This is a genomic window from Schlesneria sp., from assembly GCF_036405755.1.
In the GTDB taxonomy this organism is placed as follows: Bacteria; Planctomycetota; Planctomycetia; order Planctomycetales; family Planctomycetaceae; genus Schlesneria; species Schlesneria sphaerica.
This window is the reverse complement of the sequence record NZ_DASWWZ010000692.1, coordinates 1-14,614: the sequence shown is the minus strand read 5'-3', so window position 1 is coordinate 14,614 and position 14,614 is coordinate 1. Positions and strand designations below refer to the sequence as shown.

The following is a 14,614-nucleotide window of genomic DNA, read 5'->3' as shown; positions in this document are numbered from 1 at the left end:
TCAGCAGACTGAAGACATCCTGGTTTTTCAGCTTGTCGCGACCATTCAGGAATTTCAGTTCGATGAGAAACGCGCAGCCAATCACAGAGGCTTTGCTTTCTTCGGCCAGACGGACACAGGCTTCGATCGTACCACCGGTGGCAAGCAGATCGTCGACCAGCAGAACGCGGCTACCGGGTTCGATGGCATCTACGTGCATTTCGAGCGAGTCGCTGCCGTATTCCAGATCGTATTGAAACTTGCGGGTCTTAAACGGAAGTTTGCCCGGTTTCCGGACGGGGACGAATGCGGCTCCCAGTTCTACGGCGAGCGGTGCGGCGAAGATGAAACCTCGCGACTCGGCCGCCAGAATTGCGGTGGGCTTCGCCTCGCGGAATTTGTCAGCAAATTGCTTGATGGCATACTGAAACGCAGCCGGTGCCGAAAGAAGGGGGGTAATGTCGCGGAACATGATTCCGGGCTTAGGAAAATCTGGCACGTTCCGAATGTACTCTTTCAGGTTCACAAACGCCTTCCTTCAAGCTCGTGGGCTGCAAATTGGTGAATGGTCAATTCAAACCGGACTCCGAGAATCTCCGTAAATCCCGTTTGAAAAGCAACAGAGATTGTCTCGATGGAGTCGGTGTTGAGGGCGGAAAACGTCCTGCTCGATTTATCGTCTCAGGATTCGACCCCGATGACCATACGAATTGGTGACGTCACCCCATGGCGTTGTCTTCGGCAAGTGGAGTTGTCTTCGGCAACGGGTCACATACACTCTGCCGATTATTTGCGACGACCGATTCCTGTGATCTCCATCCGATTTTGACGAACTCAGCGGGAAAAGCGTCTTACCCCTGAACTCGTCTGCAAGGTGCCACTGATGTCCTCTGATCTCCCCTCATCTGATTCTGGCAGTGGCGCACGTGTCCCCAGGCTCGAGATTCTGCGCGAAGATGGTCCTCTGATTGCGCTGAATAAACCCTCAGGATTGCTCACGCAGGGGGTACCGCATGCCCAGGCATCCCTGGAAGGGCTGGTCAAGCAGTATCTGAAGGAGCAGCATCACAAACCGGGGAACGTGTATCTGGGGGTTCCGCACCGGCTCGACAGGCCGGTCTCGGGAGTGGTTGTTTTCGCGAAAAACTCCAAAGCGGCCGACCGCCTGGCCGAGCAGTTTCGAAATCGATCCATCCGTAAGACGTATCTCGCCGTTGTCGAGTCGGTTCCTTTGCCAACGGAAGGAACTTTGACCGACTGGTTATTAAAAGATGCCACGGCGGCACACGTCTCGGTCGTCTCAAGAGGGACAGAGGGGAGCAAGCAGGCGGTGCTGGACTATGAAGTCATCGCCGTCAAGGGAAAGCGGGCCCTGGTGCAGATCGAACTGCACACAGGCCGGATGCATCAGATCCGCGTCCAGTTTGGCTCACGCGGGTGGCCCATTGTGGGAGACAAACAATACGGTGCGGTGCTGACTGACGAGGCTGGTCGCGACTACAACCCCCAGGTCTCGCCGATTGGGTTGCACGCGTGGCGCCTCGTTCTGAAGCATCCCGTTCGCTATGACGACATTCGTCTGGAGGCTCCACTTCCGCGACACTGGTCGGAATATGGATTCGTCATCCCGCGTGGTCTGTAAGATTGTCATCGTACATTCGCTGACGTGGTTCAGCTCAGCGAATCGGCCTCCGGCTTTCCGAAGAACGGCTTCGATCACGCCGTTTGCAGCCACGGTCGCGAGAGTGCCAGTGACTCCACGGCGGCAGCGGGGACTCGAACCCGATTCTCACGGCAGATTGTTTCGGTGATGTCAGGGCTGTGCACAGGAGGTCTGAAGGGAACTCTCTTCGAGCAACTTCTCGACCTTTTGAATGAGTGTGTCGCGGAGGACTTCGAGACTGCCCCGAGGGAGGATTGTCGGCTCTTCCTGATAGAGGCCTTTTCCATATTCCCCTTCCGGCAGCAGGTATCCCACTTCCACCCCATCCGCCAGAGGAGAGTACAGGACGGTCAGGTGGGGAAAGCGGGTTCTCAATTCTTTCGCCAGCACCTGATACGGTTCGCCTCCTGAAGTGATCCAGACCGATTCGCCGACGACATGGACTGATACCGAAAGAGGATAGGTGTCGCCGGGGGGAAGATTGGCCAACCGTCCAAGAGCTCGCTTGGCACGTTCCGCCTTAGCCCGACAGTCGCGTGCGGCGACCACGTCACCTCGTTGATGGGCCTGTGCAGCGAGGTCCTCCATTTTCACCCGTTCCCGCTCCAGCGTTTCCGGGTCGTCATGCGGTTTCAGTGGAAACGGAATGGTACGACGAGTGCCGCTCACACGGGCCTGGCGCTCGCGGCGTGACGGGTCTGTGGGGACATATCTCCAGGTCCCGAGAGTGGCTCCCGAGATGACGGGGCCCGCGTACTGGAACTCCGTTTCACAAGGTCCGATGGACTCCAGGGCGGACAATGCGGCAAATCCCAGTAATCGGCCGTTTCGGTCTGCGACCGAGACGTCACCAACGAAACCGACACGCGGCCCCAGGTCTCCCAATGCCCCTTGCCAGTAGACGCAGGGGACGCCGGTCGCCTGGCTGACGGTTTCGCGCAAGGCGCCAATGTAGTCGGGGCTGATCAGGCTGTTTTCCCAGCCGAGCGTCGTCGGGTGACAGGCATAGTGAACCAGCACCGCGCGAAGCGAGCCTTCGTCAGTCGAAATTCGAGCCACGGTCACCGTGTCGTCAGCAACTCCCTCGGGATTGTAACCACAGACAAAGCGGCCAAAGTCTTCGTCCCAGTAGTCCCGATTGGCCGCGAGCGTGCAGCGTGCGGTGGCGTACGAGAGATGACTGACTTTCATGTCCGCGATTGCTGATCTGGTTGCTGCGGCCAACTGGTCGCCAATTTTACTCAGATAGGCAGGAATGAGTTCACCCCCTGCCAGGCCGAAGCGATCGGGCGTGTACCAGCCGCCGGAGTGGGTGTGCGAGTAACCCACGACGACCTGCTCGGCAGGGAGATTCGCCGCCTCGCTGACACGGCGAATGAACTCCCGGTGCTGGCTGCCGACGAAGCCACAATGATCGAGCACGACACGGATAAAATCGGGACGATCCTGATCGACTCCACCGATGGCGATGACGTCAGCCTGCAGCGGGCGATGGATTCCGCTGGCGCGATCATGTGCGGCCGCTCCGAACATCCGATGATAGATTCCGATCGGAGGGGTAATATCAACGACTCCCAAGCCAAATCGAACTCGCGCTTCAGGAGTCGGACAGGATCGCTTTTTCATGAAGAATGAATTCTTTCGTCTGTGGTCAGTTTGTGGCAGACAGCTCAATCCACGCTATTGGCTGGCAGCTAAGTTACCAACAATCCTCGTTCCTGGCTCCTGACGATTTTCCATTATGCGGGGGCCCTTGGGGTGTCGGGCTGACCAGTAGAGCCCCCCGAGCAAGGTCTTCTCCTCATATCCACTCGAGGCACGACTAACCGGACTCGACACGAGCGAAATCTTCGGATTGAATGTGATGCGCTCGCCGGAATACCGACTGATTCTTTCGTGCACTTTAACGAATTCACCGCCAATGAGATTCCTGATCACTCTGCTGCTGGTTCTTTCAATGTGCTTCAGTTCCGCCCTGGCGGCCGAAACCCCGGCGGGTGATCATCCACCTCAAAAGCTGGGCGAACTGATGAATGTGGCAGCGGTCGCGCCATTCGCATTATTGCTATTATGCATTGCCTTGTTCCCGCTCATGAATCCTCATTGGTGGGAACACAATCGGAACAAGGGAATCATTGTTGCCGTCCTGGGATTGCCGGTGATCGCCTACCTGATGACCTTCGGTCATAGCGGTCTCGAGGCGATGGAGCATTCGGGTAAGGAATATCTCTCATTCCTGGTTCTGCTGGGGTCGCTGTTTGTGATCAGCGGCGGCGTCTATGTGAAGGGGTCCCTGAAAGGGGCTCCTTTCGTGAACACGTTGTTTCTGGGACTGGGGGCGGTGATCGCCAGTTTTGTGGGAACGACCGGGGCTTCGATGCTGCTGATTCGTCCCTTGCTGCGAGCGAATGAGCGACGGACCCGCGTCACTCATATTGTCGTGTTCTTCATCTTCGTTGTCTCCAACTGCGGCGGCCTGCTGACTCCCCTGGGGGATCCTCCGCTGTTTCTCGGGTTCCTCAAAGGGGTCCCTTTCACCTGGACGTTCCGACTGTTACCGGAGTGGGCCTTTGTGAATGCGGTGCTGCTTGTCATCTTCTTTTTATGGGACTCCATTGCGATTCGACTCGAAGCCCCTTCACCGGAACAGCAGGCAGATTTAGAGACGCCCGTTGAGAAAGAGCCGTTCGGTATTGAAGGAGCCCATAACTTCCTGGGGCTCGCGGCAATCGTCGCGATCATCTTCTGTTCGGGTCAGGGCTATGGGAAAGAGTTCTTCGAGAAGTTCCTGCCGGGAAGCGGTGACGGCTGGCCGTTTGGCGTGCAAGAGATTCTCATGACTCTGACAACCCTGCTTTGCTATTTGATGACGTCGTCGGCCACTCGCGAGAAGAATCGGTTCGGTCTAGGGCCTATCATCGAAGTCGCCGTCGTGTTCGCGGGGATCTTCATTACGATGATCCCTGCACTGGCAATATTAAATGTCAAAGGAAAGACATTGGGGGTCGATTCCCCTGCCGAGTTCTTCTGGGCGACAGGAGTCCTGTCGAGCTTTCTGGACAATGCACCGACCTATCTGACCTTTGCGGTGACTGCCTGCGGGATGTACGGCGTCGATGCCGAGCAGGGACGCTATCTGCATCACTTCCTGAATCTGCCGGAAGCGGCTGAGACGGCAAAGATTCTGGCAGCGATCTCGTGTGGTGCGGTCTTTATGGGAGCGAATACTTATATCGGTAACGGCCCCAACTTCATGGTGAAAGCGATTGCCGAAGAAAATAACGTGAGAATGCCCAGCTTCTTCGGATACATGCTGTATTCCGGCGGGATCCTGATTCCGATTTTTGTGGCCGTCACATTCCTGTTCTTCCGTGGTTGAGAGCAGTGACTGGCGGGATCGAACCGACAATCGACTCAGCTGAGGGGGCCGCGACAGGCCACGCCGTGCCGGTGTGGCCGTCGAAGTTGCTACTTCAGGAATCTCCGCGTCGATGGTGGCTCGTTTTTCACGGGTGGTGGGAAGCCGCGTAGCCTGATGTATTGCCATGCAATCGACGCGTAAAAAAAGGGAGTGGCGGGAAGAATTTTCTTCCACCGCCACTCCCCGTTGAAATCGAATCGGAAGTTCAGCCTTGGGGCTGAAACTTCATTTACCCTGCTTCTTCTGGATCTTGGCCCAGTCGTCTTTCAGGGTGACCGTGCGGTTGAAGATCAGTTTCTCCGGCGTCGATTCTTTGTCGACACAGAAGTAGCCGATCCGCTCGAACTGGCACCGGTCGAGGGGTTTCGCCGTTGAGAGGGAACGTTCCAGCTTGGCATCAGGAACGACCACCAGCGATTTGGGGTTGAGGTAGTCCTTCCAGTCTTCGTTCTCGGGGATGTCGGCAACATTCGCAATCGAGAACAAGTGGTCGTAAAGCCGGACTTCGGCGCTCACCGCGTGTGTGGCAGAGACCCAGTGAATGGTCGATTTCACCTTGCGATTGTCCGGCGCGTTCCCTCCGCGGGTGGCTGGGTCGTAGGTGCAGTGAACTTCGGTGACCTCGCCCGTGGCGGGATCTTTCACCACACTCGTGCAGGTGACCAGATAGCCCCAGCGCAACCGAACTTCGCGGCCGGGTGACAATCGGAAAAACTGCTTCGGCGGGTCTTCCATGAAGTCGTCCCGCTCGATGTAGAGCGTCTTCGAGAACGGCACCAGGCGACTTCCAGCGGAAGGATCTTCCGGGTTGTTGATCGCTTCCATTTCTTCAACAAGGTCATCCGGATAGTTATCGATGACGACTTTCAGCGGATTGATCACCGCCATGACGCGGTTGGATGTCTTGTTCAGATCCGCCCGGACGGCATTCTCGAGGACGACGATCTCGGTCAGGCCGTTGAACTTGGTCACCCCGATTCCTTCGCAGAAGGCCCGCATGGCGGCGGGGGTGTAGCCCCGGCGGCGAATCCCCGCGATGGTCGGCATGCGGGGATCGTCCCAGCCGGAAACCGCTTTGGTTTCGACCAGTTCCAGCAGCTTCCGCTTACTCATCATCATGTGAGTCAGGTTGAGTCGGGCAAACTCGATCTGCTGCGGGTGGTACAGGTCCAGCACATCAATCAACCAATCGTACAGCGGACGATGGTTCTCGAATTCCAGCGTGCAGATCGAGTGGGTGATCTGCTCCAGTGAATCACTGTAGCCGTGGGTGAAGTCGTACAACGGATAGATGCACCACGCCTTCCCGGTCCGATGGTGTTCGGCGTGCCGAATCCGGTAGAGCAGGGGGTCCCGCATATTGAGGTTCGTGTGCGCCAGGTCGATTTTGGCTCGCAGCACATGTGCTCCGTCCGGAAATTCGCCCGCTCGCATCCGTCGGAACAGGTCCAGGTTTTCCTCCACGGTCCGGTCACGGTACGGCCCGGGCGTTCCCGGCTGCGTCAGCGAGCCGCGCATCTGGCGAATCTCTTCGGTCGAGCAACTGTCGACGTAGGCCAGGCCCTTCTCGATCAGTTTTTCGGCGTACTGGTAAATCGTTTCGAAGTAATCGGAGGCGTAGAACAGGTTGTCCCACTGGAAACCGAGCCAGCGAACGTCGTCCTGAATCGATTCGACGTACTCGACGTCTTCCTTCGTGGGATTGGTGTCATCAAAACGAAGGTTGCACTTACCGCCGTACTTGATGGCCAGCCCGAAATTCAGACAGATGGATTTGGCGTGGCCGATATGCAGATAACCGTTCGGCTCGGGAGGAAAGCGGGTGTGGACTCGTCCGCCGAACCGTCCTGACGCGTTGTCGGCATCGATCAGGTCGCGAATAAAATTGGTCGGCGTCGTTGAGGAGGAATTCTCTTCCGTGGACATGACGAATCGTTTCTTCTGGAACTCGGCAGACCTCACCGCGGGCGATCATGAGGCATGCAGACTAGGATGAAATCAGCAACAGATCTGACAGACTTGTAGCCGCGCCTGCTTCACGTCGTCAATTGGCAATTTACTGTAATGGCCGGTTGAATCGACTCGATTTTGGCCCCGACTGACTTCTGAGATGCCCCAGTTGCGTTTTCAGAAAAGTGAGGTATTTGGGGTCTTCATCGACGAACAGTTCTTCACCATTCAGATGCCACGCTGTCTCCAGAGCCGCCGCGGCACCGTTCAGGTCGCCCAGCTCGAACAGGCTCTGGCCCAGCCGCAGCCAGAGAAATTCGTTGTCTTCTCCCCCCGGTGCGTCGAGGGCTTCTCGAAGTGCGTCTCTGGCCGGGCCGAAATGCCGGTGTGTGAAATAGATGTCACCAGCCGCCATCAGGATCCACGTGGCCGCTGGCCACTGCTGCTTGGGATTTGGCAGCAGCTCCCAGGCCGCCTCGTATTGATCGAGGGCGTCGTGAAGCTGATCGATCTGCGCGAACTTGTCCCCCTTTTGGCAGAGTTGATCGATCATCATTCGGATATCAGGCGGCAACTTCGGCATGAGGGCTGATTCTGGTTGTGACGGAGTGAGCGGATCGCACGCTGAGGCTTGTGATTTTTCCTGACGACGCGCCCGGTGAACGTCGTGATCGCCCCGCCGTCCGGTTGACGAAAGGCGAACGGGTGCGTGGGATTCCACGACCGCGACTGACAGGCGACTCTTTACATAACATATGCGGTGGGTGATTCCCAAACCAGCAACGCTGCTGATGACGGTGGGAAATCGCCAGATCCACCCATTTCCACTCACGTCTGCCGCTTGAGCAAGGGGATGCGACAGACGGCGACGTCCAGGTGGTTAGTGTCGCAGTCCGTCGATTTCCGGGTCAAAAATCACGCTCCACGAGTCGTCCTCTTTTTTTTCCAGACGAACGAGACCGCGCCACCTGTGGCCAGACAGGCATACTTCACAGTGGACTGGCTCATTGATCTGCCAAGTGAACACGCCCCGGTCCCAGAGGGTGACCGTCCCTCGTCCACCACTCACCGGACCTTCGTAGTCCAGATAGAGCAGCCGATGGGCGGGCAGGGCTTCCGCCGGGATCTCATCAGAGGATCCATCCGGGGGTGACAGCAACCTCCACGTCCGACACTCCTCGTCCCCTTCCAGCAGAAAATCCCAGTGCAGGAACGGATGATCGTGGATCAGGATCGCAAATCGGGGCATGGAATCAGTCTCGTGCAGGGGACTTCGCGTTAGCGAGGCGGTCAGGGGCGGCTGGCGGAGAAGTGTTCCTGAGCCTCGCACAATCGGCAAGGGCGTATGCCCGAAACGGTTGTGGGAATGTGACGGTTACAAGTATTCGGAGTTTGGTTTAGGTGTCACGCAAGCTTTTGTGCGCAAATGGGTTGGGTTGATTTGTTGTGATCTGGTAGGCTGCCGAGAGGTGGAGAAGGACCCCCTTTCTACAAGGGAAGTGACGTGAATCGGTAGAATGGACATCATCGACACGAGCACGCGAGGAGTCCTCTTCGTCAGGGGAAATGTGGGAAGACCTGTCGAACATGCATTTCCACAAAAAGGGACTCGAATACAATTCAATGACCCAAGGATCGAGTAGAATTATTCTGATGTGTCAGAGGCCAGTGAAGTTGGAGGGGGTGAAGAAGTGTCAGACCCCTGCTGCGGAGAGCCAGAAGGATTCACAAGAGAATCACGCTTCCAGGTGATTGCGGCAGGGGGATCATTCACGAGACGGAACGAATGACGCCAACTGGAGGGTGGCTCGCCCGCGATCGATGATCGGTCGTGCGGTGAGAGGGGGATTCTGAAAAGAGTTCTCCTGTCGAGTTGGAGGATCGAGTGGTATGTTCTGGAGAGGGAGTCATTTCGATGCCAATGCGAAGTCAGAAGTTCGTGCAGGCCGTGGGGCTTGTCGCGGTCGTCATCGGGCTGTTGAGTGTGGGATACAATGTGAACGGAGCTCCACCCGAAAAAGGGGCGGAATCCGGTTCAGCGACTTCTTCCGCCACGCCCGAAAAGAAGGTTAAGACTGTGGACGCAAACCAGGACGACGAAACCGCTGCAGAACCAAAAGTTCAAACCGAATACAACCTGCTCACGCGGGAAGAGCAACGGATCATCCTGAGAAAAGGGACCGAGCGCGCTTTTACGGGCGAGTACACGGACAAAAAGGATCCCGGCACCTACGTCTGCCGCCGCTGCAATGCACCCCTCTATCAGTCCAAGGACAAGTTTGAGAGCCACTGCGGCTGGCCCAGTTTCGATGATGAGATTCCCAAAGCCGTTAAGCGGGTGCTGGATGCCGATGGAGATCGGACCGAAATCCTCTGCAAAAACTGCGGCGGACATCTGGGACACGTCTTTCTCGGCGAGGGGATGACGAAGAAGAATACTCGTCACTGCGTGAACTCCCTTTCCATGAAGTTTTATCCCGAGGGGGCCAAAATCCCACCGACGATCGTCAAGAAGCCCGCTGCTCCTGGTACCAAGTAATTCCTCTGCTGACCGGCGGGACCGCTGTGCAACTCGTTCGACATGCACAGCGCGTCCTCTGTCAGACTGCAGAGGACGCGTTTCGGTTGAGTAGATCCGATGAGAAATCGACCGTTTCGGCCAGTCCACTGACCGAGACTCGTCACTCCACCTTTGATACGGTCTATCCTGTTTTGACTTGCGAACGATGAACCCAAGGATGAGAAATGCCGCTGTATGAGTATGCTGTAGTGAATGACGATGGCTCGCATGGCCAGGTCTTCGAAGTTCTTCAGAAAATCGGTGAGCCCCCGCTGACCACGCATCCGGAGACGGGGCAGCCCGTGGAACGGATCATCTCGGCCGCCAGCGTTCCACGTCCCATGGGAGGCCCCATCAAAGGGGACATCAGCAACCGAAACCTGGAAAAACTCGGTTTCACCAAGTATCAGAAGTCATCGACTGGAAGCTATGAGAAGGTGCTGGGGGATGGACCTGATCTGATCAAGCGAGATAACCTCTGAGCGAGACAGCGTGGGCAGGCTGCCAGGAAATGAATTGAACTGAGTCCGTCCCGGTCGGTGCCGAGCATCACGGCTCATTTCCCGCGACGGACAGCCTCTTCCATGACGAAATCACCTCGCCCCGACTTTGCGGGGGAGGTGATTCCAACGGAACCGCGGCAGCTCCGGCATTTCCTTCACTTCATATTCACGTCGGGATATTCACGTCAGGCTGATATCGACCGCACGCCGCAATCCCGCAGAAAGGGTTGTCCGATCGACAACGTGCGGCCGCCATCGCCGGAATGGATCAGGGAAGTGGAGCCCTGAGCGTCTTCAGGAATGAGACGAGTGCCTGCTGATCGGGTTGAGGCAGTGCGCGATATTTCTCGCGAACATGCCGTGCTGCTCCGCCATGCCGCTCAATCGCAGTCGGCAGATCAGGCGATCCTCCGTCGTGAAAATACGGGGCCGAGTCGGCGACACCCCACAGGGCCGGCGTCTTCCATTCGTTGAGTTTCGGGTGATCGTCGGGCAACGGAACATCGGGGACTTTGGAGTATCCGTCATTCGCTTCGTCTGTCAGGCTGTGCAGGCTGAAGTCACTGTAAATCCCCTGGATCCCATCCAGATCGGGAATGTGACAGTCGGCGCAACCCACTGACGAAAACAGGGCTTCACCCCTTTCGACGACCGTCGTCTGCGTCGCATCGCTCGGTCGTTCCCGTCGAGGTGCAGGGATTGTTTCGACGTAGGCCACAAGGGCCGCGAACTGCTGGCGGGTCATATCGAGTTCGGCTTCCGTGTCTTCGCGATACTCCTGCGCCACGTGTTGCTTCCGGAGATGGTTCGAGAGCCCCAGTTCTCCCGCACAGGCGGCCGCGACGAATTCCTTCAGTGTGGCAAACTGGGCTTTCCAGCCGAACTTTCCGATCCGCCCGTCAGGAAGGATCCGCACACGACCCGTCGGGGTTGATTTGAAGTCGAGATCAAATTCCCGAGTCAAACTGGTCACGGATCGACGCAGCGATTGCCCGCGAATGGCGACTTCTCGAATCTTGTCAATCTGCCCGGCTCCGAATAACGCGGGCGTATTACTGGTGTCGTAGTGAATCGGATCGAAATCAACGATGTCGATCCGACAGCCGCCGATCACCTTCATGCCATTTTTGACGATGGGATTGTGGCGACGCACTGTGGAGGCGGATTCCAGCAGATCGGGGCGAACGGCTGAGGCATGTACGACGCCCGACAGAGGAAGTGGTTCCTTCTTCGTTGGCAGGATTTCGAAGGTTTTGACGTTGAACTTGTTAGGACCCGCTCCCCCGACCGTCCCCTGAAAGTGGCATTCGACGCACGACGTAGCGTTAAAAACGGGCCCCAATCCGTCACCCTTTCCCGACAGGGGGTCGTTCTCGGTCCATTTGTGTTCAAAGAGTGCCCGTCCATGCGCAATCTGTGCTTCAGTAGGTTGGCAGTACCAGGCGACAACCGCACTTTCGGCCAGCCAGATGGCACCCATCGCGATGCCTGCAAAGCAATACTGTGTCACGGTCTGCGGAGGGCGAATGCCAGCGGAGCGAAACATGATAAGAGCTCCTGAGAGGTGAGTGAGGCGAATCGAGTAGAACGATCTGCCCGGAATAGGTAGAGACAAAATATCTGAAATAAGACAGAATTGGAATAGTCTTTTTGCAGAAAATGACACTCGGGGCGGAAATGGAGACAGTGGCACTCGCAGCGATGAGATGGTGTGTGAAAAGACTAAAGACGGCGTGTCATTGCCAGGTGGCATGATTCAAGGTAACGTTGATATCGACTGCACGATGGATCATGCGGGTCAGTTCTTGCACGTTAGCAGCGGCGTGACAAAGTCGGGGAAGGAGTCTCGATGGCTAGCGACGACGAAAATATGGGTTCGGAAAAGGCCCCGTCGGAACGCCGCTTCTGGAAACGCTGGATCTTGCTTGTCGCGATGGGCGGGCTTCTGCTGTGGTTCGGCATGTGGCCATCAAGCGAAGCCATCATCGGTAAGGTTGACCTTCCCGATGGGAAGGCTTTCCGCATTCACAAACTGACGGTTGGGACGTTGCACTCTTACAACTCGACTGCTGCAAGTGGTCTGACTTCGTTAGAGGTCCGTTTGAACGGATGGTTGGCACGCATCGGTCGAGAAATTTTGCCGGTAAATCAACGAGGCGTGACCGTTCATAGTCAGTCAACCACAGTCTGTGTCTGGCATGAATTCGACTGGGCTGCAGACGATTCGGATGCGACTCCCGCGTGGGCGATCTTGTCGGACCAGTATGGCTGGCGGACGTCTGCGAACCTGTCTGGTTTTGAATATTTACGCAATCAGGCGGAAACAGCGTCCGTGTCATCTCACCCGCGGGTGGAGCCTTACCGATTTGCAATGGAAGCTCCTGTCACAGGTCCTCAGGTGAAACTGGAGCTATTGAATTCGACAGGAAGAACTCTTGGCAGTACTTCACTCGCCTATTCCGTCCCCGCAGAGTTCTACGAGCCTCGAACGACGAGGGTATTACCCGCTGTCGCGGAAGACGTGGATCTGACTGTCACCCTGGTAGGACTGAAAGCCGACTGGTCTGGCGACGAAAGTGATCTCTGGTTCGGCGACAGTCTGACGGTGACTCCTGAAATCGTCGTCAAGGTGAATGGCGTAGAGTCCAGGGATTGGACGTACGTCACCACAAAGCTTTCTGCGCTGGAGTCCGGGTACGCACGAGGGCAGCTTGTCGCGTCGGTTGAATCGGTCCTGGGGGGAGTGGCCCCCTTGGACTCGTGCACTATTTCGCCCTATCAGACCGCCTGGAAGCTGCATCTTCCGCTGGTTTGTCGCAATCCCGAGAAAGATAATTCTGCGTACGTTCAGGTGTTCTCAGACATTTCAATCGAAGGGGGAATTGCTGCAATTGCAGAATCAACCGCTCCTCCACCTGCAGGCAGCCCGAGTCTGAAATTGCTCGGTGCCGGGAGGGATGGTTCCTTTGTTTACGCTGCGGAGAGCGAAGCAATTACTGCATACCCCAACACGGTACCGTTATCGCTTTTGACACGAAACCGACTCGACGGCACGATCCAGTCAACCTTCGTCCCGCGGGCCCCTGGTACCGTTTCCGCGTGGTCTTCTCTTAATCCTGTGACCGTGAATCTCAATCTGACAACGCAGTGTCCCCATCTGGTCATGTCAGTAACGGACATGGGAGTACGGTCACCCTGCGTGATGATCAAATCACGCAACGGTCAAGAGTTGGAAGGGGATCTCTATCACATCCAGGGCCTGCTCATTTGGGTGGCGAAGCTCCCCTATCCCGAAATTGATCGGATCGATGCCACGGTCGTTCTGCAGGACGCTCGATACTTTACATTCGAAGTGGCCCCCCCCGCTGTTCCACCCCGTCCGCAGAGGCAAGGACGTCAATTTGAGTGAGCTCAGCGATATGCCGTCCGTGGTGTTCTACCAGGTGCGGATCACGCTTGGGATTAGTTGTGGCCATGAGTCATCGAAATAGTCATGGAAGCGTAATCTCTCACCGCAGTCGAAGTAACGCTGGTTAATCACTCACTTCGGGTGATTCGCAGGGATCTCCCCTGCATTTGCCTGGCTGAGGCGCAACGGCGAGAAGAAAGGATTCTCAATGACGGATGACGGAACTGGAGTCGCTTCAGGAACTCGGCGCCGTTGGCGAAAGCGAATTTTCCTGATCGTCGGGTGCGGCTGTCTGCTGCTGCTCGGAAGAGAGATGATCTGGGAAAGGCCGCTCGCCATAATCAGACTTCCCGAGCGAAGTCAGTTCACAATTCACAAGACGACAGTCGGTAAAGAACATTCCTACTACAAAGCACCGAGGGGCTTGACGTCGGCCGAAATCTGGGCCAATAAGTGGCTGACGCGGGTTAATCGACAAATTGCTGTGTCGAATCGCAATATTGTGTCTCGCACAACCTTGCCAATGATCCTTTTCTGGCACACTTTTGATTGGTCACGCCCGGTATCAGAGGCAACTCCCTTCTGGATGATTCTGACTGACGAACGAGGGTGGCGGACGGCTGGTGACTTAACTCAGATGCACGGTTCTTCCGGACGCCTGCCTGCCGGCTTTAGACCATTGGACCTGCCGCCATGTTTTGCCGTGGAAATGCCGTCATCCTCCGGGACGCTGAAAGTTGATCTTTTAAACAGTAACAAGAGCACGCTCGGAAGCTCGCAGATTTTCTATACTGTTCCCAAGGACCGATTGCAGAGCTGGAGTCCCCGCCAACTGCCAGCGAAAGAACAAGACGGCAATATGACCGTTGAATTGTTTCGGGTGAAAGCGGAATGGCCGGACCAGGAATTTACCAATTCGTGGCCCGGCGATGCTCTCAAGGTGGATCCGGAATACACCGTGACCGTGGATGGAAGGGTATCGAACGACTGGATCCCTTATACAGGTGGGGCACCTTTACTGGAGTCGGTGCTGGTCGTCAGCCAAGCCGAGGCGTACGTCGAATCGAACATCGGTGTTGTCGCACCACTGCAACACTGCACGATTTCGCCATTCAACGAGACCTGGAGA

At 56.5% G+C, this 14,614-nt stretch carries 12 protein-coding genes; 6 read left to right on the top strand and 6 right to left on the bottom strand.

Annotated elements, in window-relative coordinates; genetic code table 11:
- A partial coding sequence (locus tag VGE80_RS22975; protein ID WP_440594270.1) for an adenine phosphoribosyltransferase occupies positions 1–505 on the bottom strand: 505 nt, incomplete at its 3' end.
- 357 nt (positions 506–862) lie between these two features.
- Here VGE80_RS22975 and VGE80_RS22970 point away from each other — a divergent pair.
- Complete coding sequence (locus VGE80_RS22970) at positions 863–1,621, top strand: RluA family pseudouridine synthase (RefSeq protein WP_440594269.1); 759 nt, start codon at positions 863–865, stop codon at positions 1,619–1,621.
- Between the two features lie 171 nt (positions 1,622–1,792).
- Here the strand turns inward: VGE80_RS22970 and VGE80_RS22965 are convergent, their stop codons facing one another.
- Entirely contained in the window at positions 1,793–3,268 is a 1,476-nt protein-coding gene (locus tag VGE80_RS22965; RefSeq protein WP_440594268.1) for a neutral/alkaline non-lysosomal ceramidase N-terminal domain-containing protein, read from the bottom strand.
- A 295-nt stretch (positions 3,269–3,563) separates the two neighbouring features.
- Between VGE80_RS22965 and VGE80_RS22960 the strand changes: the two genes are divergently transcribed.
- A complete protein-coding gene (locus VGE80_RS22960) occupies positions 3,564–5,021 on the top strand; it encodes a sodium:proton antiporter (RefSeq protein WP_440594267.1) in 1,458 nt (485 codons plus the stop codon).
- Between the two features lie 267 nt (positions 5,022–5,288).
- Here VGE80_RS22960 and VGE80_RS22955 read toward each other — a convergent pair whose 3' ends face one another.
- The 3 genes from VGE80_RS22955 to VGE80_RS22945 all read right to left on the bottom strand — a co-directional run bounded on the left by VGE80_RS22955 (position 5,289) and on the right by VGE80_RS22945 (position 8,262).
- On the bottom strand, positions 5,289–6,989 hold the full coding sequence (locus VGE80_RS22955; RefSeq protein ID WP_440594266.1) for a glutamine--tRNA ligase/YqeY domain fusion protein: 1,701 nt from the start codon (positions 6,987–6,989) through the stop codon (positions 5,289–5,291).
- A gap of 130 nt (positions 6,990–7,119) precedes the next feature.
- Positions 7,120–7,596, bottom strand: coding sequence for a tetratricopeptide repeat protein (locus VGE80_RS22950; RefSeq protein ID WP_373653697.1), 477 nt, complete (start codon positions 7,594–7,596; stop codon positions 7,120–7,122).
- A gap of 297 nt (positions 7,597–7,893) precedes the next feature.
- On the bottom strand, positions 7,894–8,262 hold the full coding sequence (locus tag VGE80_RS22945; protein WP_373653696.1) for a DNA polymerase ligase N-terminal domain-containing protein: 369 nt from the start codon (positions 8,260–8,262) through the stop codon (positions 7,894–7,896).
- Positions 8,263–8,928: 666 nt separating this feature from the next.
- Here VGE80_RS22945 and VGE80_RS22940 point away from each other — a divergent pair.
- Positions 8,929–9,552: a methionine-R-sulfoxide reductase gene (locus VGE80_RS22940; protein WP_440594265.1), complete on the top strand. Its 624-nt coding sequence runs from the start codon at positions 8,929–8,931 to the stop codon at positions 9,550–9,552.
- Between the two features lie 206 nt (positions 9,553–9,758).
- Positions 9,759–10,055: an FmdB family zinc ribbon protein gene (locus tag VGE80_RS22935; protein ID WP_373653694.1), complete on the top strand. Its 297-nt coding sequence runs from the start codon at positions 9,759–9,761 to the stop codon at positions 10,053–10,055.
- A 289-nt stretch (positions 10,056–10,344) separates the two neighbouring features.
- Here the strand turns inward: VGE80_RS22935 and VGE80_RS22930 are convergent, their stop codons facing one another.
- Entirely contained in the window at positions 10,345–11,622 is a 1,278-nt protein-coding gene (locus tag VGE80_RS22930) for a di-heme oxidoredictase family protein (protein WP_440594264.1), read from the bottom strand.
- 303 nt (positions 11,623–11,925) lie between these two features.
- On the opposite strand from VGE80_RS22930, the gene VGE80_RS22925 reads away from it, so the two are divergent.
- Positions 11,926–13,485, top strand: a complete 1,560-nt coding sequence (locus tag VGE80_RS22925) for a hypothetical protein (RefSeq protein WP_373653692.1) — start codon at positions 11,926–11,928, stop codon at positions 13,483–13,485.
- 208 nt (positions 13,486–13,693) lie between these two features.
- On the top strand, positions 13,694–14,614 hold a 921-nt coding region (locus tag VGE80_RS22920; RefSeq protein ID WP_440594263.1), incomplete at its 3' end, for a hypothetical protein.

Bases quoted from the DNA above. Each gene is read 5' to 3' on its own strand.
- VGE80_RS22970 (WP_440594269.1), top strand. From the start codon at position 863: ATGTCCTCTGATCTCCCCTCATCTGATTCTGGCAGTGGCGCACGTGTC.
- VGE80_RS22965 (WP_440594268.1), bottom strand. From the start codon at position 3,268: ATGAAAAAGCGATCCTGTCCGACTCCTGAAGCGCGAGTTCGATTTGGC.
- VGE80_RS22960 (WP_440594267.1), top strand. From the start codon at position 3,564: ATGAGATTCCTGATCACTCTGCTGCTGGTTCTTTCAATGTGCTTCAGT.
- VGE80_RS22955 (WP_440594266.1), bottom strand. From the start codon at position 6,989: ATGTCCACGGAAGAGAATTCCTCCTCAACGACGCCGACCAATTTTATT.
- VGE80_RS22950 (WP_373653697.1), bottom strand. From the start codon at position 7,596: ATGCCGAAGTTGCCGCCTGATATCCGAATGATGATCGATCAACTCTGC.
- VGE80_RS22945 (WP_373653696.1), bottom strand. From the start codon at position 8,262: ATGCCCCGATTTGCGATCCTGATCCACGATCATCCGTTCCTGCACTGG.
- VGE80_RS22940 (WP_440594265.1), top strand. From the start codon at position 8,929: ATGCCAATGCGAAGTCAGAAGTTCGTGCAGGCCGTGGGGCTTGTCGCG.
- VGE80_RS22935 (WP_373653694.1), top strand. From the start codon at position 9,759: ATGCCGCTGTATGAGTATGCTGTAGTGAATGACGATGGCTCGCATGGC.
- VGE80_RS22930 (WP_440594264.1), bottom strand. From the start codon at position 11,622: ATGTTTCGCTCCGCTGGCATTCGCCCTCCGCAGACCGTGACACAGTAT.
- VGE80_RS22925 (WP_373653692.1), top strand. From the start codon at position 11,926: ATGGCTAGCGACGACGAAAATATGGGTTCGGAAAAGGCCCCGTCGGAA.